Annotated in this window: 24 protein-coding genes and 1 riboswitch; of the genes, 17 read left to right on the plus strand and 7 right to left on the minus strand. The window is 39.6% G+C overall.

The genetic code is table 11. From position 1 onward, the window contains the following. Positions 1-41 precede the first annotated feature (41 nt). From J2S05_RS03815 to J2S05_RS03830, 4 genes are read left to right on the plus strand one after another with little or no spacing between them, the layout of a single operon-like run. On the plus strand, positions 42-1,184 hold the full coding sequence (locus J2S05_RS03815) for a conserved virulence factor C family protein (RefSeq protein WP_306980055.1): 1,143 nt from the start codon (positions 42-44) through the stop codon (positions 1,182-1,184). Beyond that, positions 1,181-1,405, plus strand: coding sequence for a hypothetical protein (locus J2S05_RS03820; RefSeq protein WP_306980057.1), 225 nt, complete (start codon positions 1,181-1,183; stop codon positions 1,403-1,405). Before J2S05_RS03815 ends, J2S05_RS03820 begins: the two co-directional genes overlap by 4 nt. Continuing rightward, on the plus strand, positions 1,405-1,881 hold the full coding sequence (locus J2S05_RS03825; protein WP_306980059.1) for a PH domain-containing protein: 477 nt from the start codon (positions 1,405-1,407) through the stop codon (positions 1,879-1,881). Before J2S05_RS03820 ends, J2S05_RS03825 begins: the two co-directional genes overlap by 1 nt. Continuing rightward, positions 1,874-3,346 carry a PH domain-containing protein gene (locus J2S05_RS03830; RefSeq protein ID WP_306980060.1) on the plus strand — a complete coding sequence of 491 codons (1,473 nt, stop codon included), beginning with the start codon at positions 1,874-1,876 and terminating at the stop codon, positions 3,344-3,346. The genes J2S05_RS03825 and J2S05_RS03830 overlap by 8 nt, the downstream gene beginning before the upstream one ends. 27 nt (positions 3,347-3,373) lie before the next feature. Here J2S05_RS03830 and J2S05_RS03835 read toward each other — a convergent pair whose 3' ends face one another. The 3 genes from J2S05_RS03835 to J2S05_RS03845 all read right to left on the minus strand — a co-directional run bounded on the left by J2S05_RS03835 (position 3,374) and on the right by J2S05_RS03845 (position 6,486). After that, positions 3,374-4,372 carry a DUF2777 family protein gene (locus J2S05_RS03835; RefSeq protein ID WP_306980061.1) on the minus strand — a complete coding sequence of 333 codons (999 nt, stop codon included), beginning with the start codon at positions 4,370-4,372 and terminating at the stop codon, positions 3,374-3,376. A gap of 148 nt (positions 4,373-4,520) precedes the next feature. Then, on the minus strand, positions 4,521-5,435 hold the full coding sequence (locus tag J2S05_RS03840; protein WP_306980063.1) for a hypothetical protein: 915 nt from the start codon (positions 5,433-5,435) through the stop codon (positions 4,521-4,523). 37 nt (positions 5,436-5,472) lie between these two features. Continuing rightward, positions 5,473-6,486, minus strand: coding sequence for a toxic anion resistance protein (locus tag J2S05_RS03845; protein WP_306980065.1), 1,014 nt, complete (start codon positions 6,484-6,486; stop codon positions 5,473-5,475). A gap of 583 nt (positions 6,487-7,069) precedes the next feature. On the opposite strand from J2S05_RS03845, the gene gltB reads away from it, so the two are divergent. The 6 genes from gltB to J2S05_RS03875 all read left to right on the plus strand — a co-directional run bounded on the left by gltB (position 7,070) and on the right by J2S05_RS03875 (position 15,720). Then, complete coding sequence (gltB, locus tag J2S05_RS03850) at positions 7,070-11,662, plus strand: glutamate synthase large subunit (protein ID WP_306980066.1); 4,593 nt, start codon at positions 7,070-7,072, stop codon at positions 11,660-11,662. A 73-nt stretch (positions 11,663-11,735) separates the two neighbouring features. After that, positions 11,736-13,223 (plus strand): glutamate synthase subunit beta, encoded by a 1,488-nt coding sequence (locus J2S05_RS03855; protein ID WP_306980067.1) that lies wholly within the window; start codon positions 11,736-11,738, stop codon positions 13,221-13,223. Positions 13,224-13,267: 44 nt separating this feature from the next. Continuing rightward, positions 13,268-13,918, plus strand: coding sequence for a YpjP family protein (locus tag J2S05_RS03860; protein WP_306980069.1), 651 nt, complete (start codon positions 13,268-13,270; stop codon positions 13,916-13,918). Between the two features lie 157 nt (positions 13,919-14,075). After that, positions 14,076-14,345, plus strand: a complete 270-nt coding sequence (locus J2S05_RS03865) for a hypothetical protein (protein WP_306980071.1) — start codon at positions 14,076-14,078, stop codon at positions 14,343-14,345. 13 nt (positions 14,346-14,358) lie between these two features. After that, positions 14,359-14,760, plus strand: a complete 402-nt coding sequence (gene kapB, locus J2S05_RS03870; protein WP_306980073.1) for a sporulation phosphorelay system protein KapB — start codon at positions 14,359-14,361, stop codon at positions 14,758-14,760. A 39-nt stretch (positions 14,761-14,799) separates the two neighbouring features. Beyond that, positions 14,800-15,720 carry a DMT family transporter gene (locus J2S05_RS03875; protein WP_306980075.1) on the plus strand — a complete coding sequence of 307 codons (921 nt, stop codon included), beginning with the start codon at positions 14,800-14,802 and terminating at the stop codon, positions 15,718-15,720. Positions 15,721-15,769: 49 nt separating this feature from the next. On the opposite strand, the gene dapA is transcribed toward J2S05_RS03875, so the two are convergent. Together dapA and J2S05_RS03885 are read right to left on the minus strand one after the other, a co-directional pair. After that, complete coding sequence (gene dapA, locus J2S05_RS03880) at positions 15,770-16,660, minus strand: 4-hydroxy-tetrahydrodipicolinate synthase (RefSeq protein WP_306980078.1); 891 nt, start codon at positions 16,658-16,660, stop codon at positions 15,770-15,772. A gap of 120 nt (positions 16,661-16,780) precedes the next feature. After that, a riboswitch (Lysine riboswitch) is annotated at positions 16,781-16,961 on the minus strand. Between the two features lie 72 nt (positions 16,962-17,033). Then, on the minus strand, positions 17,034-17,198 hold the full coding sequence (locus J2S05_RS03885) for an aspartyl-phosphate phosphatase Spo0E family protein (RefSeq protein WP_306980080.1): 165 nt from the start codon (positions 17,196-17,198) through the stop codon (positions 17,034-17,036). A gap of 218 nt (positions 17,199-17,416) precedes the next feature. On the opposite strand from J2S05_RS03885, the gene J2S05_RS03890 reads away from it, so the two are divergent. From J2S05_RS03890 to J2S05_RS03910, 5 genes are all read left to right on the plus strand, one after another. Continuing rightward, complete coding sequence (locus J2S05_RS03890) at positions 17,417-18,286, plus strand: Cof-type HAD-IIB family hydrolase (protein ID WP_306980082.1); 870 nt, start codon at positions 17,417-17,419, stop codon at positions 18,284-18,286. Positions 18,287-19,113: 827 nt separating this feature from the next. Next, positions 19,114-19,275 carry a hypothetical protein gene (locus J2S05_RS03895; protein WP_306980083.1) on the plus strand — a complete coding sequence of 54 codons (162 nt, stop codon included), beginning with the start codon at positions 19,114-19,116 and terminating at the stop codon, positions 19,273-19,275. A gap of 134 nt (positions 19,276-19,409) precedes the next feature. Then, positions 19,410-20,090, plus strand: coding sequence for a ThuA domain-containing protein (locus J2S05_RS03900; protein WP_306980085.1), 681 nt, complete (start codon positions 19,410-19,412; stop codon positions 20,088-20,090). 37 nt (positions 20,091-20,127) lie between these two features. Continuing rightward, a complete protein-coding gene (locus J2S05_RS03905; RefSeq protein WP_306981086.1) occupies positions 20,128-21,270 on the plus strand; it encodes a Gfo/Idh/MocA family protein in 1,143 nt (380 codons plus the stop codon). Positions 21,271-21,289: 19 nt separating this feature from the next. Beyond that, on the plus strand, positions 21,290-22,252 hold the full coding sequence (locus tag J2S05_RS03910) for an aldose 1-epimerase (protein WP_306980087.1): 963 nt from the start codon (positions 21,290-21,292) through the stop codon (positions 22,250-22,252). Positions 22,253-22,271: 19 nt separating this feature from the next. Here the strand turns inward: J2S05_RS03910 and J2S05_RS03915 are convergent, their stop codons facing one another. Beyond that, positions 22,272-23,447: an ROK family transcriptional regulator gene (locus J2S05_RS03915; RefSeq protein ID WP_306980088.1), complete on the minus strand. Its 1,176-nt coding sequence runs from the start codon at positions 23,445-23,447 to the stop codon at positions 22,272-22,274. A gap of 126 nt (positions 23,448-23,573) precedes the next feature. On the opposite strand from J2S05_RS03915, the gene xylA reads away from it, so the two are divergent. Together xylA and xylB are read left to right on the plus strand one after the other, a co-directional pair. Continuing rightward, on the plus strand, positions 23,574-24,905 hold the full coding sequence (xylA, locus tag J2S05_RS03920; RefSeq protein ID WP_306980090.1) for a xylose isomerase: 1,332 nt from the start codon (positions 23,574-23,576) through the stop codon (positions 24,903-24,905). A gap of 63 nt (positions 24,906-24,968) precedes the next feature. After that, positions 24,969-26,465 (plus strand): xylulokinase, encoded by a 1,497-nt coding sequence (gene xylB / locus J2S05_RS03925; protein WP_306980092.1) that lies wholly within the window; start codon positions 24,969-24,971, stop codon positions 26,463-26,465. Positions 26,466-26,542: 77 nt separating this feature from the next. Here the strand turns inward: xylB and J2S05_RS03930 are convergent, their stop codons facing one another. Further along, complete coding sequence (locus tag J2S05_RS03930) at positions 26,543-26,743, minus strand: cold-shock protein (RefSeq protein ID WP_203086826.1); 201 nt, start codon at positions 26,741-26,743, stop codon at positions 26,543-26,545. Positions 26,744-26,818 lie beyond the last annotated feature (75 nt).

A 26,818-nucleotide genomic window follows, 5' to 3' on the forward strand; every position in this document is an offset into this window, starting at 1 on the left:
TTAAAATCGGGCTGTACAGCATGCAGAAGGAGGAGATAACAATGAAAATTATCTCGATTGAACCAACACCAAGTCCAAACACAATGAAACTGATTTTAAGTGAACATATGAAAGGTGGATCTCGAAATACATACCAAGCAGCCAATCATGCGGATGCACCGGCTTTTATCCAGTCTTTATTTACAATTGAAGGGATAAAGTCTGTCTATCACGTCGCTGACTTTTTAGCTATAGATCGTCATCCAAAAGTAGACTGGAAGATCATTCTTCCTAAAGTACGTGAAGTTTTTGGAGAGGATACAGAGGAAGGCAACAACGAAGAATCAACATTAGATGGATTTGGCGAAGTGACTGTTCAGATCCAAACATTTAAACAAATCCCTATGCAAATTAAATTAACAGATGGTGAGCAGGAAAAGAGACAGGGATTACCAGAACGATTTGCTTTAGCGATCGGTGCGTCTCAGCAGCCAGATGATAATGTTGTCATGGAAAGAAAATGGGTAGATCATGGTGTTCGCTATGGTGAGCTTGAAACAATCGCTGAAGAGGTGGCTGAAGAGCTTTCTGCTTCTTATTCACAGCGTCGATTGGATGCATTAGTAAAACAAGCGACGACAAGTGAAGATGAAGGTACCACGCCACAAGCATTTCTCGATCGCTATACCGTTACACTTGAAATGTTAGATGTAGAGGACTGGCGTGAGCGCTATGCAGCACTTGACCAAATGGACCCAAAAGAATCTGATCTTCCTGTATTAGAAAAGGCACTAGAAGATGAGAAAGCATCGGTTCGACGTTTAGCGGTTGTCTATTTGGGGATGTTAGAGGATTCCAAGATTTTACCATACCTTTACAAAGCGTTAAACGATCCATCTATCACGGTTAGAAGGACAGCTGGGGATTGTGTCTCTGATCTTGGTGATGCAGCAGCCATTCCAGCTATGATTACCTCACTTGGGGACAAGAATAAGTTGGTACGTTGGAGAGCGGCTATGTTTTTATACGAAGAAGGCGACGAAACAGCAATTGATGCCTTAAAAGTAGCAGAAAAAGATCCTGAATTTGAAGTAGCGTTGCAAGCTAAAATGGCATTAGAACGAATTGAAGGCGGAGAAGAAGCGAAAGGATCTGTTTGGAAACAGATGACAGAAGCCCGTAATCAACAGGAGGAGTCAGAATGAGCATAGAACAAGAGTTACTCACTGAATTTGAGAACAAAGAGATGAAGGACCTTATTGAAATGATGGAGGATGCGAAGACTGGCCATCTAAAAGAAGTCGAATTGGTTGAATCGATTGGATTACTATATGATCAATCGCTAAATCAAAAGTTATTAACGTGGTTAAAAGAGCAAGGTGTTGAACTTATATATGTAACGGATGATGAAGAGGAAGATGAATAATGAGAGAAGTGCCTACAAAGCGTCTCTCTAAAAAATCAATTACGATTTGGCGAATTCAGCGTAGCTTTGAAGGCATATTTCTGCTTATACTGCCGATTGGCTATGCCATTGCTCTAAACTATTTTGACTGGCCAAGTTGGATACTCATTGTACTCATTAGCATACTCGTATTATATATTGTAGCTCTTATCATTATCTGGCCACCTATCCAGTGGAGACGTTTTCGGTATCAAGTGCTTGAGCAAGAGATTGATATTGTACAAGGTGTCGTGATTGTAAGGCGTACACTTGTACCGATGACAAGGATTCAACATGTTGAAACGGAGCAGGGACCGATACTTAGGCGATACAAGATGGCCTCTGTTGAGATCCAAACGGCTGCGACAACCCATCGAATTCCTGTATTACCAATTGAAGAAGCGGATGAGTTAAGAGATCAGATTGCAAGGCTTGCGGCGGTGGCGCTGGATGAATAACCTCAAGAGACTTCATCCTTCAGCATTGCTTATCTCACTTGTGTCTGCGATTAAAAGCTCTATTATTCCTATCATTGCGACACTATTTATTGGGGCCGGTAGCCAGGGTTCTTATTTTAGTTATCTATGGATAGCTATCTTAGTGTTCGCAATAGTAGGGTCTGTTCTTACTTGGTTCACGTTTTACTATCGGTTACAAGAAGGCGAGCTCTATATTCAAAAAGGAATCTTTGTTAAGAAAAAAAGATATATTCAAAGACAACGTGTTCAAAGTATTAATATCACTGCGGGAATTTTGCAACGTTTATTTGGAATGGTCCGCTTAGAAATTGAGACGGCAGGAGGCGGAAGTGAGGCGGAGGCGCAGCTTGATGCCATTACAAAAACTGAAGCAGAAGCTATTCGCAAAGAATTGCTTCGAAAAGCCTCTTCAGAGCAAGTAGGAAATTCAGACATCATCCAACAAGAACTAATAGTGTCAGAAGAAGTAAATGAAGAGCAACCCCCTTCATTTACGTGGAAGCTAGGTACGGAGATGCTCGTTGCTATGGCGCTAACCTCAAGTGGAGTAGGGTTGATTTTTTCCGCTGTTGGTGCATTATTCAGTCAGTTTTACGCATTCATTCCAGAAAGCTGGTTTGATCAATCCGTTAGTTTAGTATCACGAATTGGTCTATCGTCTGTCTTAGCCATTACAGGATTGATTTTCTTGGCTTTATTTATCTCATGGACTATTTCAAGTGTCATTTCCATTATTAAATATGGTGGATTTCAAATTGAACATTATGGCACAGAGATCGTGATCTCTAGAGGTTTGCTTGAGAGAAGACAACTTACATTGCAGTTGAATAGAATTACAAGTGTCAGACTTGTTCGTAATGTATTTCGACAACCACTTGGTTTTGTCTCTGTCTATGTGGAGAGTGCAGGTGGAGGTTCAAAAGATGAGCAAGCTTCTACCTTGTTGATCCCCTTAGTAAAGCAATCAGAGCTACAAAGCCTGCTTGCAGACATACTTCCAAACTATTCGTTTGAACGCTCGTATGAGCCGTTACCGAATCGAGCATTGTGGCGTTTGATTGTTCGATATGTGACTTTACCCGTTATATTAACCGCTACTGCTATCTATTTCTTTGATTCAATTGGGTACTTTGGCTTTCTTGTTGTATGTGCCAGTGTTTTGTTAGCTTGGCTTACATACAAAGCAGGGGCAACAGGCACACACCAAGATTATATGTGGATACGATATCGCGCATTCAGTTTAATTGAGGTGATGGTCCCTAGATGGAAAGTTCAAGCAGGTGAAAAACACGTATCGGTGATCCAAGCGTGGCAGGGGTTGGCAACGTACAAAGTCACCGTACAATCGAGTGTGACAGGTAAATCCTTTCATTTGCGTGATATGACAGATAAAGAGGCTGATCATATGTTGGAATGGTATTCTTATACAGAAAAAAAAGGGTGAGCATCTGCTCATCCTTTTTTTATTTCGTTATTTTGAGAAGGCATTCGAATAAAATACAATCGAGCGATCCCCTTTATCCGTTGTGAATTCGAATCGATCGTAAATTTGATCTTCTTTATCTTTATACAATGTACGATCAAAATGATGTTGAACCATTACATGTAAATCTGGTGTGCTAAATGTTAAAAAGCTTACGCCTTTAAATTCGTGTGTTTGTTGATTACCAAGCAATTGATTAAGAAGAGCATTGTGACAGTGCGTTAGTTCATCATCTGTCAAACCAAATGCAGCAAGGCTATTTTGAAAAGCACTTAAAGCAGGAGGTTCAAGCTCATTTTTCCAAATGAAGTATGGGTTAAACTGCTGCTCATCCATATAAAAGACATCTCCTTCTTTAGCCGTAAAGCGTTGTCCTTCATGACTAACGAAGATTCCATTCGCTTCATATATGCCTTTATACCAGGAGGAATGATGATTCCATACAAACTCAAATGCCGAGCCGGTAAGTGGTAAAATCTCTCCGTGGTCATTAATAAAATAAAACGAGCTATCATTTGCCTGTAATGTATATTTAGCCATCTTCTCAGAGGGCTTAGGAACAGGTTTAGGCGCGCGGTCTGGACGCTGTTTCACAGCTTTTAATTTATTCATATACTGTTCCAGTGTATGAAGGAGATCCGCTTGCCCTTCAGGTTTTTTCTTCACCTGTTGATATTTTTTTCGAAGCTCAGTTGCAATGGATTGAGCAAACGATTCATTTCGAATGCCTCCAGAAGCTAATTCAATTTTTTGCCCGGAGATAACGGTCAATTGAGCTTCTTTGTATTTCATTTTATTTACATTGATCTGACCTTTACTAAACATACTTTGTGGCAGAACAAGAACGGACAAAATTTTGACCTTGCCTTTCCATGGTCGTTTGGGTTCTGTAATGACTTCAAGTAGTTCTCCAACGTAACGACCATCCGGTCCTTCGTCGATAATGACTTTTTTTCCTATTGTTTTGTGTGCCTGTACTCGATCCATGGCCACCCTCACCTTTTCAACACTTTAATAACGTACTCTATGACGTTTTGATTATAGTCTATTATGCCAATAGCTTGCTAAAATCGCAAGGGAGAGGACCGAAAAAAACACGATTCAATCAGAAAGATTGAATCGTGCGATAAAAGGATCACTCTGAATGATTTCCATAACGCTTCGATTGAAGTCGTATGAGGTGGTTCATGTGCTCAAGACGAACTTCTTCAAGGTATTGGGTGTAGGTAATTAATGTTAATTCCATTTTTGAAAGTGATACAAATACATTCTCTTTTTGTTCAAGCTGGTGTTTAAGAGAAAGACTGAGAAACATATTTAATAGTTTCGGGATATCTTCGCGTAACATTCGTCTAACCGTATGTCTTTGTTCAAAGTCAAGAAAATGAAAATCTTCTTGTAGCTTTTGCACATGCTGGATAATGCGAATTAATCGATTTTCAATCATAATGTCCACTGAAAAATGTTTAACCGTCTCAACATAACGTTTACCTTCTTCAACTAAAAGCCTAATATCATCTGTGTAAGAAGCACTCAATTGCTTCTCTTGATTTGAAAGGAGCTCAAGAGAGGTTTTGACCTGCTTGCCACCATGAACGTACGCTTGATCAAGACGGTATAGCTGATAGAATACTCCGCGAAAGTTTGGAGAATCCTTTAAGCTCCGTACATGAGAGCGGCCATCCTTTAGAAAATGAATAGTTGCCTCTTTTAGTGCGGCCACACCATTTTCTTCTTTTACGTATTTTCGAAAGACTGTGATCGTAATTCGTTTATGAACAGGTGAGCTGGAGTTCTTAGAATCTAAGATTTGTAACCGAATCGATTTGTACTTAATCTTTAGTTTAATTGTCCATTCTTTCTGTTTACGTCGCAAATTCCGTTTTTGATTGCGTCCGTCTGCTTTTTCAACTAGCTTCGAAAGAAAACGTTCTGTATCGGCAATCAATCGAGATGTTGTATCATCGCTGAGCAAGTGAGCGTCAATTGGTTTCTTATGAGACGGGGTTAGAAACCGAATGAATGCAGACTCTTGAATGGATTTAAGCATCACATATTCCTCCTTGTGCAAGTGCGATGAATGCTTTTTACTTGCCGATCAGTTTGGTTTTCATCTCTTTATTGAGCTCATCCATCTCTACAATAAATTGTTTGCCGCTTGTAACAATTCGTTCATTTGATTGCTCGGTTAGCTCAATGGCATCAAAAACATCCTGATAGGCTTTACGGAATGCTTCAAGTGCAATGGCTGGTTCTTCCAAGGTCTTAAGTGTTTGTTCAGTATTTTGTTTTAACAAAGCAGCATTCGATAAAAGCATAGATTCCGTTGCTTCATTGACATTCCGAACAGCTTTAATCACTTTTTGCTGGTTATTCAAAGCTAATTGAATCGACGCGGTTACGGTAATGATGTTTTTAGTCATGGTAATGGCATTAAAAATCGCTTCCTCAAGTTTTTCATTGTTCTCAATAATGAGATCAACAGAAGCAAGAGACTGCTGAAGAACCATAACAGCTTGAGACATATTCTTTACACGAGTGACAATTTTCAATTGGCCTTTTTTTAATTCATTCGAGTTGTCTTTCCACTGCTCAGAGGTCATCTCCGCATCTAACAGTTCGTGCAATTCATTTCCATGTGAAATCTGTGTATTTAATTTATCAATACGTTCACGGGCGACTCCTTTTAATTGCACCAACATGACATTGTCTTCTTCAAGCTTATCTTTACCAGTTAAAAGTCCTTCTATAATATGATCTACTTGAGACTCAACCGTTTGATATTTCTTCGCATATTGCTCAACTGGGTTACGACGTAAAACTTTATCTACCCACTTTTTCATTTGACCATCTTTTAAATAATCAGGCTCAAGCATAGAGACCATGTCTCGTAGTTCATGGAGCTGATTGGGAAGTGTATTAGAATTATCTCCCATCATCTCTCTTACAGGACGTTTTAAGGCTTCTAGAGACTCACCAGCTTCGCGTTGTTCTTCTTCACCCAATGTTTGTAGTGATTGAAGCAAGCTGTCAAGATCTTCATCTTGTTTGTATTTATTAATTGCTTCTGATGGTATAGATACAGATTGATTTTCACTCATATAATAACCTCCAATAGTAAGATGGCTGAATTGTTTTATTTGTTTTATATACGATGGATGTAGAAAAATGTTTCAACAAACATCTTTCTTAATCGACTTACTATTATTATGAAGGAATAGCTGTTGCTTTACAATCATTCTGCAGGCGGAGACTATTATAAAAGCAAATTAAGGGATATGACTACACGAAATAGGTTTAATTTGATAAAATGATCATTAATCTTGCTCAAGGAGATTAAATGTAGCAGACCTGTAGAAAGAATAAAGCTTGTTGAAAGTGAATGATTTTTATATAATGATGATTATTGTTCGTGTATGGACAATTGTCTCCTTGGTAGAAACAGAAAGAATAAGATGAATTTTAATGCAAGTAAGTAGATTTTTATGCAAGGTTATTATAGGTGTTTAAAAGATTCATATAGATCATACCAATGCTAAAACGTTAGAACAGACGGATACAAGAATTTATTAATCTTGTATGAGTTTGCCGAAATGTCAGAAAAATGATAGGATACATGTATATTAACTCGAGTTAAATTGGGGAGAGTTGATGACATAACTTTTTGGAGAGAGGTGGGTGCCTATGCGGAATGCAGGATATCCGAAGAAACAAGGGCTATATGACCCGCAATTTGAACATGATAATTGTGGTATTGGCTTTTTGGCGCACATGAAAGGAAAGAAGTCTCATCAGATCATTACGGATGCACTTCATGTTTTACGTAACCTCGAGCATCGTGGAGGTCAAGGTGATGAAGTGAATACTGGTGATGGAGCAGGAATTTTACTTCAAATTCCACATCGTTTCTTTAAAGTAGCTACTGAAGCGGACATGCAGCTTCCAAATGCAGGTAATTATGGAGTTGGTATGTTATTTTTGCCTCAAGATAAAAAGAAACGAGGCACCTGTATCTCTCGTGTTAATGAGATCGCTAAAGAACAATCACTCGAAGTTCTTGGTTGGAGAAAAGTACCGACAAACTATAAAATGCTCGGTAATGCAGCCAGACTTTCTATGCCAGAAATCCAACAAATATTTGTTAAACGACCAGATAATGTAACGGAAGAGCTGGCGTTTGAACGTAAGCTATATTCCCTTAGAAAACGTGCAGAGAATGAACTTACTTCACTTGTTTCTGATGATGAATCGTTTTACTTTGCAAGTCTCTCAAGCAGAACGATTGTTTATAAAGGGATGTTAACAACAGAACAAGTGGGGCAGTTCTATCTCGATATAGAAGATCCATTGTTTGAATCAGCTATTGCCCTTGTGCATTCACGATTCAGCACAAATACATTCCCAAGCTGGGAACGAGCGCATCCAAACAGGTATATGATTCATAATGGTGAAATTAATACGGTTCGCGGGAATGTTAATTGGATGCATGCGCGTGAAGCGAAGTTTGCAACGAACCTTTATGGAGACTCATTTGATGAGTTAAAACCGATTATTGATAAAGAGGGTAGCGACTCATCCATGTTTGATAATGCTCTTGAATTTTTGTCGCTATCTGGCCGATCACTTGCTCATTCAGCGATGATGATGATTCCTGAGCCGTGGCAAAATGACACCGAAATGTCTGCTAAAAAGAAAGCATTTTATCAATACCACAGCACGCTTATGGAGCCGTGGGATGGACCAACTTCAATTGTTTTTACGGATGGACGCCAAATCGGTGCTTGTCTTGACCGAAATGGACTACGCCCGTCGCGTTATTATGTAACAAAAGATGATTATATTATTTTATCGTCTGAAGTTGGCGTTGTTGATATAAAACCTGAGAATGTTCTTTATAAAGAGCGACTTCACCCAGGTCAATTGCTTTTGGTTGACACAGAACGTGGTTGTATCATTCCAGATGAAGAAATTAAGGAACAAATTATAAATGAACAACCTTACGAAGACTGGATAAAAGAACAGTATGTGCAATTAGAAGATATGCTTGAAAGCTCAGAAGTGCAGCAAACAGATTTTACGAAGGCGAGAGCTAGACAGCAAGCGTTTGGTTATACCTATGAAGAGTTATCAAAGGTTATTCTCCCTATGGCTAAGGATGCGATTGATCCAGTTAGTTCGATGGGATACGATTCTCCATTAGCTGTATTATCAAAAAGGCCACAGCTTTTATATAGTTATTTCAAACAGCTTTTTGCTCAAGTAACTAATCCACCTATTGATGCGATTCGTGAAGAAATCGTCACAGCTTTAGGTACAACGATTGGTGCTGAGGGCAATTTGATTGAGCCGAATGCTTCAAGTGCTCGTCACATTCATTTACCAATGCCTATTCTTAATAATGAAGAATTAGCAAAACTACGCCATAATAAATTAGACGGTTTTAAAGCAGCTGTTCTACCAATTTTATTTACTGCAGATAATAAAGCAGGTAGTTTGGAAAGAGCAATGCAAGAGTTGTTTGATCATGCGGATCAAGCGATACAAGAGGGCCACACGTTATTAATTTTAAGTGATCGAGATATGAACACGGACCAAGCGGCAATTCCTGCCCTTTTGGCAGTGGCTGGTCTTCATCATGAATTAATTCGTAAAGGTACTCGGACAGATGTTAGTATTCTCCTTGAATCAGGCGAACCTCGTGAGGTGCACCATCATGCAGTCTTACTTGGCTACGGTGCAGAAGCGATTAACCCGTACTTAGTGTTTGATTCTATTGATGAGATGATTCAAGATGGACTTATGGACTCTGTCTCCTATATTGAAGCGGTTAGTCGTTATATTAAGACAGCTTCTAAAGCGGTTATGAAAGTCCTTTCAAAAATGGGTATATCTACGATCCAAAGTTATCGTGGAGCTCAAATTTTTGAGGCAGTAGGTATTTCAACAGAAGTCATAGATACGTATTTCACTTGGACGACTTCAAGAATTGGTGGTTTGACGCTTGATTTGATTGCTGAGGAAGTATTGGCTCGTCATAGCAAAGCCTATACAACAGCTGAAGGTCGAGATGATACGTTAGAGCCTGGTGACGACCTACAATGGAGAAGAAATGGGGAGCCACATCAATATAATCCTCATTCTATTCATATGCTTCAGAATGCCTGTCGTCATAATAAATATGATCTTTTCAAAACGTATTCTGCATCAATAAATGAACAAACAGAGCAGCAAACAACATTGCGTGGATTATTCACATTTAAAATGTCAGATCGACCTATTCCTGTTCATGCCGTTGAACCAGTTGAGGATGTTGTCAAACGATTCCGCACAGGTGCGATGTCATTTGGTTCTATTTCAGCTGAGGCACATGAAACACTTGCCATTGCCATGAACCGTTTAGGTGGAAAAAGTAATACAGGAGAAGGTGGGGAAGACCCTGATCGCTTCACTCCTGATGAAAATGGAGACTTACGTAGAAGCTCTATTAAACAAGTGGCTTCTGGTAGATTTGGTGTAACGAGTCATTATTTAGTGAACGCAGACGAAATTCAAATTAAAGTGGCTCAAGGAGCGAAACCTGGAGAAGGTGGACAGTTACCTGGGAATAAAGTATATCCATGGGTAGCAGAAGTTCGTGGTTCGACACCTGGTGTTGGGTTAATTTCACCACCACCACACCATGATATCTACTCTATTGAGGATTTAGCTGAACTCATCCATGATTTAAAGAATGCTAATCCAAAAGCTAAAGTTAGCGTCAAGCTTGTAGCTGGAACAGGTGTTGGAACCATAGCAGCTGGAGTGGCGAAAGGCCGTGCTGACGGGATTATTATTAGTGGGTACGATGGTGGTACTGGTGCAGCGGCTAGAACTAGTCTGAAACATACTGGACTTCCTTGGGAAATGGGCCTTGCTGAAACTCACCAGACACTTGTTTTGAACAATCTGAGAGATCGAGTGACGATTGAGACAGATGGTAAGCTTATGACAGGTAAGGACGTCATCGTAGCTGCCCTTTTAGGAGCAGAAGAGTATGCATTTTCAACTGCACCGCTTGTTGTTTTAGGCTGTATCGTTATGAGGGTTTGTCATTTGGATACATGTCCAGTTGGTATTGCGACACAAAATCCAGAATTACGTAAAAAATATATGGGGCAACCTGAACACGTAGAAACCTTTATGCGTTTTATAGCTGAAGAGATGCGTGAAATCATGGCTGAACTTGGGATTACAACGTTAGATGAGTTGATCGGCCGCGCTGATCTACTTAAGGTAAGAGAAGGCGTTGAGAATAAAAAGGTTCAGAATCTTGATCTATCAAATCTTTTGTATCAACCGGATCCTGCTGACCATAAGAAGAATTATAAGACGAAGGAACAGGATCATCAGTTAGAGCTATCTTTAGATATGCGCGAACTGTTAGAACCGAGTCTTCCTGCAATTAATGAAGGTAAACCTGTTCAGATCCAGGCTAATGTAAAAAATGTGGACCGAGTGATTGGAACCATTATTGGAAGCAAAATCACAGAGAAATACGGTAAACAAGGTCTTCCTGATGATACGATTCAGATTGATCTAAAAGGATCTGCAGGACAAAGTATGGGGGCTTTCCTTCCACGAGGGATGACAATCTCATTAGAGGGAGATGCCAACGACTATACAGGTAAGGGTCTTTCTGGAGGTAAGTTAGCTATTTTCCCACCGAAAGAAAGTACGTACGTAGCAGAGAACAGTATTATTGTTGGTAATACTTCCTTCTACGGAGCGACTTCTGGAGAGGCGTATATTCGAGGCATTGCCGGAGAACGGTTTGCCGTTCGAAACTCTGGTGCCAAAGTAGTAGTAGAAGGCGTGGGTGACCATGGTCTTGAATATATGACAGGTGGAATTGTTGTAAATATCGGTGCGTTCGGTCGAAACTTTGCCGCAGGAATGTCCGGTGGAGTCGCTTATGTTTTTGATGAAAAAGGATTGTTCCATAAGCGTTGTAATACTGAAATGGTCTTGCTTGAGGAGCTAGTTGAAGCTGAAGATCAGACACAATTAAAACAGCTATTAGAAGAACATGTTCGTCTCACTGATAGTGCTCAAGCTAAACGCATCCTTGATCAATGGGAAGAGTACCTTTCACTATTTGTAAAAGTAATACCTAAGGATTACAAACGTATGCTTGCAGCCATTGAACGAGTGAAACAAGATGGTGTTCCAGAGAACGAAGCGATCATGCTAGCTTTCCAGGAAAACAAAAGTGATAAGTCAAGAGTGGGTGGAAAATAAGCAATGGGGCGCTTGATGCGTCCCCTTTTGTTAAATAAATTGTGATATTTAATGGGATTTGGAGTTGAGAGTGATGGGGAAGCCAACTGGTTTCATAGAGTATAAAAGAGAGAATCCTACAAAAAAAGACCCTTTTCAGCGGACAAAAAACTGGAAAGAATTCTCGATCATTACACCTGATCCGGTTCTTCGTGAACAAGCTTCAAGATGTATGGATTGCGGGGTTCCTTTTTGTCAGGCGGGTACTTCAATGGTAGGGTCTGGTGAGATTGGTTGTCCAGTCTATAATTTAATTCCAGAATGGAATGATTTAGTTTACCGTGGGAAGTGGAAAGAAGCATTAGACAGACTTCACAAAACAAATAACTTTCCAGAGTTCACAGGAAGAGTCTGTCCTGCACCTTGTGAAGGATCCTGTACGGTTGCAATAAGTGATGATGCTGTCACGATTAAAAATATTGAATATAGCATTGTGGAAAAAGGTTTTGAAGAAGGTTGGATTATTCCTGAACCACCGGCAAAACGCACAGGTAAACGTGTAGCTGTAGTCGGATCGGGTCCTGCAGGCCTTTCTGCTGCTGCCCAATTAAATAAAGCAGGTCACTTAGTGACTGTTTTTGAAAGAGAAGACCGAATTGGTGGGTTGCTGACGTATGGTATTCCAGACGTAAAGCTAGCAAACCATATTGTTGAACGTAGAGTCGATATCCTTAAAAAAGAAGGGATCGAATTCAAAACGAACATCGAAATCGGTAAAGATCTGACAACTAAAGAAATGGAAGCACAATTTGACGCGACCATTCTCTGTACGGGAGCAACAAAGCCGAGAAATGTAGAATTAGAAGGTCGAAATCTAAGTGGTATCGAATTCGCAATGGATTTCTTAACAAGTAATACAAAAAGTCTTCTAGATTCTAATCTTGAGGATGGAAACTATATTTCTGCTAAAGACAAGCATGTGATTGTTATTGGTGGTGGAGACACAGGAGCGGATTGTATTACAACGTCTGTTCGCCATGGTGCAAAGTCAATTACTCAATTTGATATAAATAAAATCAAATCTGAGGTTCGCTCAAATGATAATCAGTGGCCGATGTTTCCTGTTATTCATCAAAGCGAAGATGCTCATAAAGAAGCGAAAGCAGTGTATGGTGAAGATCCAAGAGCCTATCAAGTGAACACAACAAAATTTGAAGGTGACGAACAGGGTCACGTTCGCAAACTGCATACCATTTCAGTAAAAACAACAATAGATGAAAATGGAGTAAAAACCAGACATCCGATTGATGGAACTGAACAAGAATGGAAAGCAGATTTGATTTTGTTGGCTGTAGGATTTACGGGGCCAGAAGAAGAGATTATCAAATCTATGAAACTAAAAACAACAAAACGTTCAAACATAGAGGCAGAATATGGTCGCTATGAAACAAGTAAAAAAGGTGTTTTCGCGGCTGGTGATAATCGTCGTGGACAAAGTTTGGTTGTATGGGCTATTCACGAAGGAAGAGAAGCAGCCAGAGAGTGCGATCGCTATTTAATGGGGGCATCTAATCTTCCGTAATGTGTACATGTTTGTGATGGTATAAAGATAAGGGAGGGGATTGTGTGCTGAGTTGGGTTAAGCAATTTGTTCTTGTAGCATCTGCTTTAATGACATTAGGGCTTTCAGAGTTTGTAGAACCAGCTCATGCACTTTCTCCATTCTCGTCTGATAAAAGTAGCGATGAGCCAAATGACGTAAAATCATTTGTCTACAAAATAAGCGAACGAGATTATGAGTTATTTCACGCTGTCCTGCCATCTAGAGTAAACCAATATATTCATCGTGATGATGAATATACACGAGTGTTAGCTAAATACTTTGTTGAGCAGGCGAAAACACAAAGTTATCTCAAATTTGGGTCATCCATTGAACGGCGTATTGCTCCTGCTTTTGAAGGCACGGTATTACGCTCGTTAGAAGAAGCGATCACAAAAGAAGTGACAAATCTTTCTGTTTTGGAGCAACAGCAATTACAAATAACTGAACATCCTACAGCTGGTCGTGGCGAAAAAATTCTTCATGTATTTTCTCAGGATACAGGCGAGGATGTCATTCGCTTCCATGTTCGACGAGATCAGCCACCTAAACAGGGTCATTGGTTTAATTTTCATTATCACGTGGCGGCAGATAATTATGAGCACCACTATCCTTTAGCCTCTATCTATTGGGGGAAAGATGTCCCTCCAATGTGGAAGGCAACATCATTAGCATAAAAACAGTTCTATGCTCCTTCTGTCAACTCAATACAGAAGAGCGGGACTGTTTTCTTTTTTGGATGTACAATCTGTTCAATCTTTAGTCAAAAAAAATCAATGTTTTTTCCCACTTCATTTGGTACGATAAAGAGAGTAGCTTTATGGAGGGATTAGGATGGAAGCAAAAGCAACAAAGCAAGAAAATCAACAAAACCGAAAAAAGCCACGATGGTTAAAGTGGGTCATTCGATTAATCTTAGCCTATGTTTTATTATTAGCAGTGATTTTATCCGTAACTATTATCATTTTACTTGGAACATTTATTGTCGTTATTATTGATACTTTTTCTGATTCATCTGGATTAAGTGAGTTTATAGATACGAACCTAGTGCCGCTCACGAATGCATTATGGAATTTATTTACGTGGTTGATTCCTGGATTGTAGAAAGCTCGCACAAATGAATGTTAATCTTTTGGAGGGATCCATTTTGGTATTAGAACGAGCGCTTTATAAGACTGGAAAGTACGTGTGTGAACGTCTCGAAACAGACGAAGCCAATCGACGTGCGTTGGTAAAGGTACGTGCTGTATTAAAACATCCAACACAAGGTGATTTGCATCATCCTAAACAAGTCGATGTACCTCTTTTTCATGAACGAAAAGCGTTAGCAGAATTTGAAAAGACGTGGGTACCGTTATCAACCCTTCGCCCTTATGATGGAGAGCTATTATCTTACCAAACCTCACTACAGGAATCATGGAATGAGCAATACAAGCAACTTGAATTAGATGGATCAGATTGGGCAAAGCAAAGTCAAAAAGCATTAGTAGAATTACGAAACGAGTACCGCTTTGATTAAAAAGCGGCTCGTTTTTTTAAGAGGGGCGAACGAGTTATTATGAATCATCAAAAGGCTTCGACCATTCATTATGTAGGCGTAATGGGAGCCACAGTGTTATGGGGCGTAAATATCGTCTTATTGAAAGTACTAGTTGAATCGTTTGCACCAGTTACCATGACAGCATTCCGTATCTTAACCGCAGGCCTGGTATTGGCTGGAATAGCCATTGCTTGGAAACAAACAAGAAAACTGACTAAACGAGAGTGGTCCTATGTATTGGCAGCTGGAGTACTCGGAGTGTTTGCTCACCACTTGTTTCTATCTATCGGATTATTAAGAATTCCTGCATCAACAGCGGTTTTATTGTTAGGTCTTGTACCTGTCGTCACAGCTGTTTGTAGTGGGATTTTTTTACGAGAAACCTTTACATGGTGGAAGATAGGTGGAATCGGGTTAGCTTTTGTGGGTGTCTTGTTTGTGCAGGGCGGAGGGACACATTTTGGACAAGGTACGGTTTATTTACTCATTGCTGTTCTTGTGCAGGCCATTAGTTTTATCTTTGTTAGAAAGGCATCTGAAACGTTAAGTGCCATTCAAGTGACGATGATTTCATTAGTAGCAGGCGCTATTATGCTTTTTATAGCAAGTCTACGAATAGAACCTGATGGAATTTCAACATTAGGCTCAGGAAGTACGTTGCTTTACAGCATATTCTTATTTTCGGCCATTGGGTCAACGGCAGCTGGCCAACTGTTGTTCAACTTATCCATTGGTCGTATAGGACCGAGCAAAAGCGCATTATTTTTAAATTTTGTTCCGTTTTTCGGACTTGCTAGCTCTGCTATTTTTCTGAAAGAGGTCATTTACTGGTATCAATGGTGCGGTTTCTTGTTCATCGTAATGGGTGTTCTTTTTGGCACAGGTTATGTTGAACGAAGTTTATTACGGCACCATCATCAATCTAAGAAAACAGCATAAGAAAAAGAGCCGTTCACGAATGTGATCGGCTCTTTTTGAGTACGTTTATTTAGCTGACGAATGTAGCGCTCCAAATCGGCTCAAGTGTAGAACGTAAGACTTTTTCCTGTTCTGACGTAAGTGGCAGAAGAGGTAGGCGCACCGAGCCAGCGCGAATGTGATACATTTCAAGCGCTGCTTTTACTGGAACTGGATTAGGTGCTGCAAATAGAGCTTTCATTCCAGGTAGTAGCTGACGGTGTAGCTTAGCTGCTGCTTGGACTTGTCCGTTTGCATAGAAAGAAGCCATTTGTTGCATTTCATTCCCAAAGATATGAGAAGCTACTGAAACCACACCAGCTCCACCGATAGCCAATACTGGTAGTGTTAAGCTGTCATCCCCACTATATACTGTGAAGCCAGTAGGGGCTTGATCGATTAACAAAGCCATGGCATCTAGATCTTCACTTGCTTCTTTCATCGAAACAATGTTTGGCAGTTCTGCTAGACGAAGTGTTGTTTCCACTTCAATTGTTACAGCAGATCGACCAGGTACATTATAAAGCACGATAGGCAGCTTCGTTGATTCAGCGATGGCTTTAAAGTGCTGATAGAGGCCCTCTTGGCTTGGGCGATTGTAATATGGTGCTACAAGCATCACTGCATCTACACCTAATTTAGTAGCCTGTGCAGTAAGTTCAATGGTAGCTTGTGTATTATTTGATCCTGTACCTGCAATAACAGGAATTCGACCCTGAACAGCTTCGACAGCAGTTTTAAAAACCAATATTTTTTCATCTGTTGTTAAGGTTGGTGATTCTCCTGTTGTTCCTCCAACCACAATGGCATCTGATCCATGAGTAATTAAATGCTCGATCAACCGCTCAGTGGCTTCAACATCAACTTGTCCAAATTCATTAAACGGTGTTATCATAGCCGTAATTACTTTACCAAAATTCATAATGATCACCCTCGATTCTGTGTTTTGTTGACTATAAGTGGGCAGAATCTTTAAGACCACAAAAAAACAACAATGATTAGGGACTCATTGCTGCATGGTGATACGAAAACCCATACCAATGTGTAAGATAGCCCCCCACATAGCCAGATGACTACATGACAGTTCTGCATTTATTCAATACAGACCCAACCTTTGATCATGAGTGATCGCAAGCTTCGGCAAATTCCCCTTTCCATCTGTTTCAACAGAGCTCATTCTCCTCCACAGATTTACTAATGGTTTCTGCACCTCTACCCTCACTTCAACTATTGAAGTAAAGATTTATTCTATTAAATTCACCTTACCAAATAGATGGCACGAATGCAAATACTATTTATCGAATCGTTGTGAGCCCCTCTGAGTATACTGTGTGATGTAAATCATTTAATAATTCATCGAGTTCTTGACTGCAACGAATTGTACGCTCGGATGTCATTCCGTACTCCTGTGCTAAACGAAACATTTGTAGCCGTTTCTTTTCAATCTCCTTATATTTCATTTTTCTCACCTCAATCATTTCATAATAATATTCACTAACCTAACCCTTTTCAATCATCTCTGAATAAGTATAACCAATTTTCCCAATAGTAAAAGCGATTCTACTAAGACTGTCATCAGTCGCTAGAAATAGTTATGATTCGACAGCTTGATAGGCGAGTCATTTGTACAAATCATCAAGGAAGAGTAAAATGTGTTGGAGAGCGTTAGGAGGAAAAGATGATTAAATTAATTGCAACTGATATGGATGGTACGTTATTAAATGACGAGAAAAAGGTATCAAAGGAAAATGTAACAGCCATTAAATTAGCACAACAAAAGGGGATTGAAGTAGTTGTCGCTACCGGGAGGAGTAAGAAAGAAGCACTAGAACCTCTTCAAGAAGCTGGTCTAAGCTGTCCGATCATTTCAATTAATGGTGCGCAAACTTGGGATAATCAAAGTAAGCTACAGACAACCAATGCGCTTGACTTGTCCGTAGCGAAATGGGCGATACAGATTTTACGTGAACATTCGATTTACTTTGAGCTATATTTGCAATCAGGTACGTATAGCGATAATAAAAAACAAGCGTTAGATGTCATTGTTGATTTATTTGAGACTACAGGAGCGTTAAGTACGCAACAAGAAATAAAAAAAATGGCTAATTACCGTATTGCAAATGGGTCAATAACATTTGTTGATCAGTATGAGAGCTTACTAAATGAGAAGGATCCCGCGTTAAAGTTGCTGGCTTTCTCAACAAACCTCATTTTACTTGACCAAATTGAAGAAACCTTAGCAGAACATTCCGAGTTATCAGTTACAGCTTCCGCCAGAGGCAATTTAGAAATTAATGCGATTTCAGCACAAAAAGGAATAGCTGTACAAGCCTTTGCACAACAGGCTGGAATTTCAATGGATTCTGTTATGGCATTGGGGGATAATTTAAACGATGTATCCATGATGAAAGTCGCAGGATACCCTGTAGCCATGGACAATGCAGCATACGAGCTAAAACAACTCTGTAAATACAAAACACTCTCGCATGATCAACATGGTGTTGCTGAGGCCATCTATACGTACACAGATATCGAAAGACCGTTGTAGCTTTAAAACATTCCTCTACATGTAGAGGAATGTTTTTTGTTGTGTAACACATTTATAAAGTATTTACTATTATATAACAGTGAGATATACTATCACTACACATCGATACCAATTCTTTATTATTATAAGGGGGAAGGTCAGATGAACAATCAAGCTGAAGAGATAAACAAAGAAGACGAATATGAAAGTCCATCTATTTTAGAACAAATAAATGATTATTACAGTCGCTGAGTATTTACTCAGCTTTTTTTCAGTTTACATTTCTATTAAAAGGGTAACAAGAGAGTGAGAGTCGAAATGATTAAAGATATTATTGACTTATTAAGAACATAATAGTATAGTAAAGAGTGAAGGTTTGAATCTTCCACAACGTTAGGCGTCTTACATTCAGATGGCGCGGTCATTGGAGCCGCAACGATGAAAGAGAGGCAGGGCTTTTATTGTTTGGGAGAAAAACAGAATCCTAATTACATGGCAGTTTTTAATAAGTCTGTATAGTTGCAGACAAAACGATGCCATCTTTAACTACTGCATGAAAGATTAACCCACTTGAGAAGCAGAAAGGTCAACATATTATGTTGATATCACTTGAGATAAACGTATAATTAGTAATTGATTCGGTTTTTTGAAGAGATAAAGACTAACACGTACGATTCTTCAACGCACTAGCGATTATGAAGAATTCAAATCCGCCCGAACGTTTTACGCGTTTGGGCCTCTTTATGTTTAAATAATAAATTTCACGTACCGCAATAAGAATGAATAGGTTTACATTAAACCAAAAGAGGTTACTAAAAGATTATAAACAAATGGAAGGAAGGATCGATATGACCTCGAAGCATAATCCAGATACTCATGAATTAAAAGAGAAAATCAAAGTCATGAAGAGAGATCAAAGAGAATACAAAGCCGAAGCATTTATTGAGATTTATGATCAATATGTTGAACTTCTCGAAAGTGAAATTAGAGAACTTCAATCTACTAAATAATCCTTAGACTGTTTGCGAAGATATAAGCCTCGCAAACAGTCTTTTTTTCTGAACAGGATTGTTATTTTTCTAAGATTCACGTACGATAGATTAGAAGTAATGAAAACGCTATCAACTTATGAAGAGGTGGTCTTTTGAAGAAAGCATTGATTTTTCAAGGTGGATGGCCAGGTCATGAACCAGCTGAGGTTGCAGAAATATTGCGAGGTGTATTAGAAGAGGAGCAATTTATTGTTACAGTAACAGATACTTTAGAAACACTAGAACAAGAAGATCTTACTACATTTGATCTAATTGTTCCCAACTGGACACAGGATTCTATTACACAGGAACAGTTGCAACCCTTGTTAAAAGCTGTTGAATCTGGTGTTGGTTTAGCTGGACTTCATGGAGGAATGGGCGATTCGTTTCGCCAAGAGACTGAATATCAATTCATGGTAGGAGGTCAATGGGTGTCTCACCCAGGAAATGATGGTGTAGCTTATACGGTTAGAATTCATGATCAACATCATCCTTTAACTAAAGATATTCCTCACTTTGAAGTGAAAAGTGAGCAGTATTATCTTCATGTTGACCCTGCCGTAACCGTGCACGCTTCAACTGATTTTCCTTTGGCGGATGGACCACATACACCAAATGGACCTGTGCAAATGCCAGTTGTTTGGACAAAGAAATGGGGAAAGGGTAATGTTTATTATTGTGCATTAGGACATGTAGCTGAGATTGTCCGTATACCTGAGGTTACTAGTTTAATGAGAAATGGAATGGTATGGGCAGCGAGGGCTGAACAGGAAGATAGGAAAGGTGGCGTTTGAAGTGATAAATCACTCGAAAAAAGATATTAGAATAGGTATGATTGGGTATCAGTTTATGGGCAAAGCACATAGTCATGCATATCGAGATATTCCTTTTTTCTTTGAATCAAAAGCTAACCCTATATTGCAAGCTCTCTGTGGGAGGAATGAAAAAGCGGTTCAAGAGGCAGCTGATAAAATGGGATGGCAGTCCATTGAGACGGACTGGCGTGACTTAATAAAACGAGAAGATATTGACGTAATCGACATTGTTACACCTAATCACACACATGCTGAAATCGCTATAGCAGCTGCAGAGGCAGGTAAGCATATTATTACTGAGAAACCTCTTGCCTTAACGGTTGAAGAAGCAGCGCGCATGAAAGAAGCTGTCGAAAAACACAATGTGATCCATATGATCTGTCATAATTATCGTTTTGTGCCTGCCGTTCAATATGCAAAGAGATTAATTGATGATGGACGATTAGGCAAGATCTTTCATTTTCGTGCAAATTACTTACAGGACTTTATCATTGATCCGTCCTTCCCGCTCATTTGGCGCTTAAAAAAAGAGGTTTCAGGTTCAGGTGCATTAGGCGACATTGGTGCGCATAGTATTGATTTGGCTCGTTTTTTAGTCGGAGAAATCGATGAGGTTGTAGCTATGTCTAAGACCTTTATAAAAGAGCGCCCTCTAGGTGAGATGTCAGGTGGTTTATCGGCAGAGGTTAGTAGTCAAGAGGTAGGAGAGGTAACTGTGGATGATGCGGTGGCTTTTATGGCCAAGTTTGACTCAGGAACCTTTGGTACGTTCGAAGCAACACGGTTTGCTACGGGGAACCGTAACAAAAACACATTTGAAATAAATGGTGAAAAAGGATCGGTTCGTTGGGATATGGAGAACATGAATGACCTTCATGTCTATTTTACAGACGATGAAAAAGGAGTACAGGGATTTAGAAGAATCCTTTGTACCGAAGAAGAACATCCTTATGCAGGCGCTTATTGGCCAGCTGGACATATTATTGGTTATGAACATACATTTATTCATTTGTTATATGAGTTTGTTGAAGCCATCGCCGACCAAAGGCAGGTTTCTCCTAACTTTCATGATGGATATAAAAATCAATTGGTTTTAGCTGCGATAGAAAAATCAGCAGAGCAAAAATCTTGGGAAAAAGTTGATCAGTTAAATAACTAAGGTGAATTGGAGAATACGTATGAGTACTTATGTAAGAGAAGGCAGTTTTCAAGGAATACCAACAGTGGAAGCAGGAAATGATGTTTTAGATTTAATCATTGTCCCGGAGTGGGGATCCAATTTAATTTCAATTAAGACAAAAAATCCTCAAGTGGATATACTAAGAACACCTACCGATATAGCGGAATATGAGCGCGCCCCTGTTCAATTTGGGGTTCCGATATTGTTTCCTCCAAATCGAATTAGTGATGGTACATTTACATTTGAGAATCGCAACTATGTGTTTGATTTAACTGAACCAGAAAAACAAAACCACATCCATGGTTTTGTCTATTCAAAACCATGGAAGATCAAATCAATGGATGCTACTGAAGATCAGGTTCGCATTGTGACATCGATTCATTCGGAAGATCATCCTGATATTTTAAGGCAGTTTCCTCATTTTTTCAGCATTGAAATGGTTTTTATATTAAAAGGCGGCATGATTTACAAGGACGCTATCATTACAAATCATAGCGACCAGACCTTTCCTTGGGGCATTGGCTATCATACAACCTTTCAATTCCCTGAAGAAACTAGCCGCTTCTCCCTTCAATCAACTAATCAGTGGGTCCTTAATGATCGATTGCTTCCAACCGGAGAATGGATGGAGACCCCTTACAAAGGTCTTCAAGAAGGGATTAGTCTAAAAGAAATAGAGCTTGATGATGCATTTTTGACAGATCAAAGTGCTAGTACAAATCAAACAGTTATAACAAGATCTGATCAGCCTCTTCGAGTATCCTATCGTGCGGATTCTCAGTTTAAGCATTGGGTCGTATACAACGCAGATGCCAAACAGGGCTACGTTTGTCCTGAACCATATACATGGATCACTAATGCGCCAAATCTTGAACTCTCAGACGAGATCACTGGTATACAAGTATTAAAACCTGGAGAATCAACTACAGCAAAAACTGAGATCGAAATAACGAATGTATAACCAAAAACCCGCGCGCATTTTAAAATGTTTGCTGCGGGTTTTTTTTATGTTCAACTGGATTCAATAGAAATTGTTCAGAAGCATAACCTGATGCACCAAGGGCCGTGGATTTATTACGTAGACTTGAGAACACAATACTTGTATTTGCTAATTGTTCTGGTAGCATTCGTGATTGTAAAGTCCGGTGTAATTCAGCTTCAAGGTATTTTTCTGCAAGTGAAAGTCGATTACCTATGATAATTTGATTTGGGCTAAACGTATGAATAAGCGAAACAATACCAACGCCTAAATCGTGAGCGAGCTGGTTAAAAGTCATTAGAATTTCTTCATTCCCTTTAGCTGCGAGCTCAAGGCAAGCTTCTAAACTATTGACCTGATCTAATTTGTTAAGCAAAGCCTGTTCAGAAGCATACAGTTCCCAGCAGCCAGAATTTCCACAGCGGCATAATGGACCATTCATCTCCATTGTCATATGTCCAACTTCTCCTGCATACCCTTTTGCACCTTTGTAAAGCTCAGAACCGAGTATAAGCCCAGCTCCTATACCGATTCCGGCACTAACATATAAAATGTTTTCTCCGGCTACATTTGACCCAAATGCCTTCTCGCCAATTGCGCCAAAATTCGCTTCATTATCAACCCAAACGTTACTATCAAATCGTTGCATAAGACGAGATTTAATCTCTACACGCTTCCAATCAAGATTTGGGGCACTTAAAATGGTTCCATCTTTTGAGACAATTCCAGGTACGCCTATCCCTATCCCAATGACTCCATAATGGGAGGGAGGAGCTTGATTAATTAGTGTCTGGATCAAATGCTCCAGATCTGAAACGACTGAATCTAAATCAGTGGAGTGAAGTGGTTGATGAATCTTCGTAATGATGTGACCTTGTAGATCCGTTAATAGTCCAAGGAGGTAATGAACCCCTAAATCAATTCCGATTGAATACCCTGCCCCTGCTTGGAAATGAAGCATGACTGGTTTTCTACCACCACTTGATTCACCATGACCTATTTCATGAATAAACTCTTCTGTTATGAGCTCAGCAACTAAAGAAGAGACTGTGCCTTTATTTAGACCAGTTATTTGTGCAGTTTCAGCTCGAGAGATCGGAGACTGGGTTTTTACGATTTGTAAAACGGTTAGTTTATTTTCTTTTTTTACGAGTGTTTGATTTAATGGTACGGCCATTTTTACAACTCCTTACGTAACTTCTATATTACTTAGTTTATTCAATAGACAAAGTTAAAGCAAGCTGATATACTCACCTTAATGATGGAAGCGTTATCATAAACTAATAATGGAGGAGTGATTAGTATGACGGCATTTAAAGAAGTAGGTAATATCCTGTATGAGGGTCCGACTTCAACGAATCCACTGGCATTTAAATATTATAATCCGAATGAGATGGTTAATGGTGAAAGGATGGAAGACATCCTACGTTATTCTGTTGCCTACTGGCATACGTTCACCGCTGGCGGTGAAGATCCGTTTGGTGCTGCTGTGATGCAAAGACCTTGGTTGCATCTACAAGGGCTAGACCTCGCTAAAGCGAGAGTGGAGGCTGCGTTTGAATTATTTGAAAAACTAGATGTGCCTTATTTTTGCTTCCATGACATCGATATCGCTCCTGCTGGTGCTTCTCTAAAAGAAAGCAACCAGAATCTTGATATTATAAGTGCAATGATCAAAGACTACTTAAAAACAAGTAAAACTCAATTACTTTGGAATACAGCCAATCTCTTTACGCACCCAAGATATGTTCATGGTGCTGCAACGTCTAACTCAGCTGACACGTTTGCTTATGCTGCAGCACAAGTAAAAAAAGGATTAGAAATAGGTAAAGAGCTAGGCTCCGAAAACTATGTTTTTTGGGGTGGAAGAGAAGGCTATGAATCTTTACTAAATACAGATATGAAACTAGAACAAGATAATTTAGCGCGTCTTCTTCATATGGCCGTTGACTATGCTAAAGAAATTAATTACACAGGTCAATTCCTAATCGAACCAAAGCCGAAGGAGCCGACCAAGCATCAATATGATTTTGATGTTGCAACTGGACTTTCTTTTTTACAGACATACGGATTAAAGGATCATTTTAAATTTAATGTTGAGGCTAATCATGCTACATTAGCCGGTCACACGTTTGAGCATGAGCTTCGTACAGCAAGAATCCATGGTATGTTAGGATCTGTCGACGCAAATCAAGGAGACCCTCTTTTAGGATGGGACACAGATGAATTTCCTACTGATATGTATGCAAGTACGCTTGCTATGTATGAAATATTGAAAAATGGAGGATTAGGAAGTGGTGGACTGAATTTTGATGCGAAAGTCCGAAGAACTTCATTTGAAGCCATCGATCTATTTGAAGCTCATGTCGCAGGTATGGATTGTTTTGCGGTAGGGTTAAAAGTTGCTTCTAAGCTGATTAAGGACCGAGCTCTCGATGATTTTGTTGATGATCGTTATGCTAGTTTTAGAGAAGGAATTGGTTTAGACATTGTTGAAGGTCGCAGTAGCCTTCGCCAATTAGAGGAACATGCGTTAAGTTTAACGGAGATTCGTCATCGTTCTGGTAAACAAGAAAAATTAAAAGGGTTAATTAATCAATATTTACTGGAAACCATGAACTCAGTAAATGTGTAACTTATTGCGCTGGAGATTAAATCCTCCAGCGTTTTCTAATCTATAGTGAGCCGGGGTGACATGATGTCTTATGTAATTGGGATCGATCTAGGAACTAGTGCTGTTAAATTGTTGCTTGTCTCCAAAGAAGGAGAAGTAAAAGTAGAGGTTAGTCAATCATATCCATTACAACAGGTCCGGTCAGGATACAGTGAACAGAATCCAGCTGATTGGCTAGAGCAAACGATAGTAGGGTTATCAGAATTGGTGACTCAATTTAAAGGGTCAGTAGATGAAATTAAAGGAATTAGTTTCTCTGGACAAATGCACGGCTTAGTTTTATTAAATAAAAGCAATGAGGTTCTTAGGCCAGCTATCTTGTGGAATGATACTCGAACAACTAGTCAATGTCGTCAGTTGGAGCAAACCATAGGTAAAGAAGATCTGCTTCGCATAACTAAAAATCCCGCACTTGAAGGATTTACATTGCCAAAACTATTATGGGTAAAAGAACACGAGCCAGAAATTTTTGAACAGACTAATGTATTTATGCTCCCGAAGGATTATCTTCGCTATGGTTTGACAGGGGCGATTCATACGGAGTATTCAGATGCAGGAGGTACTTTACTCCTAGACATTGAAAAGCAGACCTGGAGCTCGGAACTATTAAGCCGGCTTGGAATCGATGAAACAATATGCCCACCACTTGTTTCTTCACATGCCTTTGTCGGACATGTAACAGCACAAGTAGCGGAGGCGACGGGTTTATCTCCTCAAACTAAAGTGTTTGCAGGTGGAGCAGATAACGCGTGTGGAGCCATTGGTGCAGGTATCCTATCTGAAGAAACCACACTTGTCAGTATTGGAACTTCAGGTGTTGTTCTCTCGTATGAGAAGGATAAAGAAACAAGAGTGGATGGCAAGGTTCATTTTTTTCATCATGCAGAACCAGGTGCCTTTTATAAAATGGGTGTTACGTTATCTGCTGGTTACAGCTTAAGTTGGTTTAAGGATACGTTCGCAAAAGAACAAGATATTGAACAATTGATTCGAGAAGCAGGGGAGAGAGAACCAGGAGCTAACGGATTATTATTTACCCCTTATTTAACAGGGGAACGATCGCCACATGCTGATGCAGCCATTCGAGCTAGTTTTATCGGAATGAGTTCCACACATACTCAAGCTGATTTTGTCAGAGCGGTACTTGAAGGGATCACATTCTCGTTAAAGGATTCAATTGAATTATTCCGCGAAATGGGAACGAAAGTAGAAAAAATAATCTCAATCGGGGGTGGGGCTAAAAGCGAGGTTTGGTTGCAACTACAAGCTAATATATTTAATGCGCGTATTGTAAAACAAACAAGTGAACAAGGACCTGGAATGGGTGCGGCGATGCTTGCGGCTTTTGGCGTTGGCTGGTTTGATTCATTAGAAACATGTGCGGAGGCGTTCTTAAGTGAACAGTCAACATATGAACCCGATCCAATCCAAGTTGAGAGGTATGCTGAAATGTACCCCTTATACAAAGATGTCTACACACAAACAAAGCAGTTAAATCAAGCATTAACCACTTATCGATAAGTAGTGAAATTAAAAAAGGAGCAACCCGTTAGGGTTGCTCCTTTAAATTAAAACCCCCTCGAAAGGGGGAAGGTTAATTATGCTTTTTCAACGTTAGCTGCTTGCTCGCCACGGTTACCTTCAACGATATCGAAACGAACTGCTTGGCCTTCTTCAAGAGTCTTGAAGCCTTCGCTTTGGATAGCTGAGAAATGTACGAATACATCGTCCCCGTCTTCGCGCTCGATGAAACCAAAACCTTTTTCTGCATTAAACCATTTTACTGTACCTTCTAACATGTGTGTTTCCTCCTTGAAATTGTAGTACTAATTACGTTAACCATCAAGCTTCAAGAGGAAACAACATAAGGTATT

This window comes from Alkalicoccobacillus murimartini (assembly GCF_030813245.1).
Lineage (GTDB): Bacteria > Bacillota > Bacilli > Bacillales > Bacillaceae_D > Alkalicoccobacillus > Alkalicoccobacillus murimartini.

Excerpts from the sequence above, each read along its gene's own strand:
- J2S05_RS03815 (WP_306980055.1), top strand. The coding sequence starts at position 42 with ATGAAAATTATCTCGATTGAACCAACACCAAGTCCAAACACAATGAAA.
- J2S05_RS03820 (WP_306980057.1), top strand. The coding sequence starts at position 1,181 with ATGAGCATAGAACAAGAGTTACTCACTGAATTTGAGAACAAAGAGATG.
- J2S05_RS03825 (WP_306980059.1), top strand. The coding sequence starts at position 1,405 with ATGAGAGAAGTGCCTACAAAGCGTCTCTCTAAAAAATCAATTACGATT.
- J2S05_RS03830 (WP_306980060.1), top strand. The coding sequence starts at position 1,874 with ATGAATAACCTCAAGAGACTTCATCCTTCAGCATTGCTTATCTCACTT.
- J2S05_RS03835 (WP_306980061.1), bottom strand. The coding sequence starts at position 4,372 with ATGGATCGAGTACAGGCACACAAAACAATAGGAAAAAAAGTCATTATC.
- J2S05_RS03840 (WP_306980063.1), bottom strand. The coding sequence starts at position 5,435 with ATGCTTAAATCCATTCAAGAGTCTGCATTCATTCGGTTTCTAACCCCG.
- J2S05_RS03845 (WP_306980065.1), bottom strand. The coding sequence starts at position 6,486 with ATGAGTGAAAATCAATCTGTATCTATACCATCAGAAGCAATTAATAAA.
- gltB (WP_306980066.1), top strand. The coding sequence starts at position 7,070 with ATGCGGAATGCAGGATATCCGAAGAAACAAGGGCTATATGACCCGCAA.
- J2S05_RS03855 (WP_306980067.1), top strand. The coding sequence starts at position 11,736 with ATGGGGAAGCCAACTGGTTTCATAGAGTATAAAAGAGAGAATCCTACA.
- J2S05_RS03865 (WP_306980071.1), top strand. The coding sequence starts at position 14,076 with ATGGAAGCAAAAGCAACAAAGCAAGAAAATCAACAAAACCGAAAAAAG.
- kapB (WP_306980073.1), top strand. The coding sequence starts at position 14,359 with ATGAATGTTAATCTTTTGGAGGGATCCATTTTGGTATTAGAACGAGCG.
- J2S05_RS03875 (WP_306980075.1), top strand. The coding sequence starts at position 14,800 with ATGAATCATCAAAAGGCTTCGACCATTCATTATGTAGGCGTAATGGGA.
- dapA (WP_306980078.1), bottom strand. The coding sequence starts at position 16,660 with ATGAATTTTGGTAAAGTAATTACGGCTATGATAACACCGTTTAATGAA.
- J2S05_RS03885 (WP_306980080.1), bottom strand. The coding sequence starts at position 17,198 with ATGAAATATAAGGAGATTGAAAAGAAACGGCTACAAATGTTTCGTTTA.
- J2S05_RS03890 (WP_306980082.1), top strand. The coding sequence starts at position 17,417 with ATGATTAAATTAATTGCAACTGATATGGATGGTACGTTATTAAATGAC.
- J2S05_RS03895 (WP_306980083.1), top strand. The coding sequence starts at position 19,114 with ATGACCTCGAAGCATAATCCAGATACTCATGAATTAAAAGAGAAAATC.
- J2S05_RS03905 (WP_306981086.1), top strand. The coding sequence starts at position 20,128 with ATGATTGGGTATCAGTTTATGGGCAAAGCACATAGTCATGCATATCGA.
- J2S05_RS03910 (WP_306980087.1), top strand. The coding sequence starts at position 21,290 with ATGAGTACTTATGTAAGAGAAGGCAGTTTTCAAGGAATACCAACAGTG.
- J2S05_RS03915 (WP_306980088.1), bottom strand. The coding sequence starts at position 23,447 with ATGGCCGTACCATTAAATCAAACACTCGTAAAAAAAGAAAATAAACTA.
- xylA (WP_306980090.1), top strand. The coding sequence starts at position 23,574 with ATGACGGCATTTAAAGAAGTAGGTAATATCCTGTATGAGGGTCCGACT.
- xylB (WP_306980092.1), top strand. The coding sequence starts at position 24,969 with ATGTCTTATGTAATTGGGATCGATCTAGGAACTAGTGCTGTTAAATTG.
- J2S05_RS03930 (WP_203086826.1), bottom strand. The coding sequence starts at position 26,743 with ATGTTAGAAGGTACAGTAAAATGGTTTAATGCAGAAAAAGGTTTTGGT.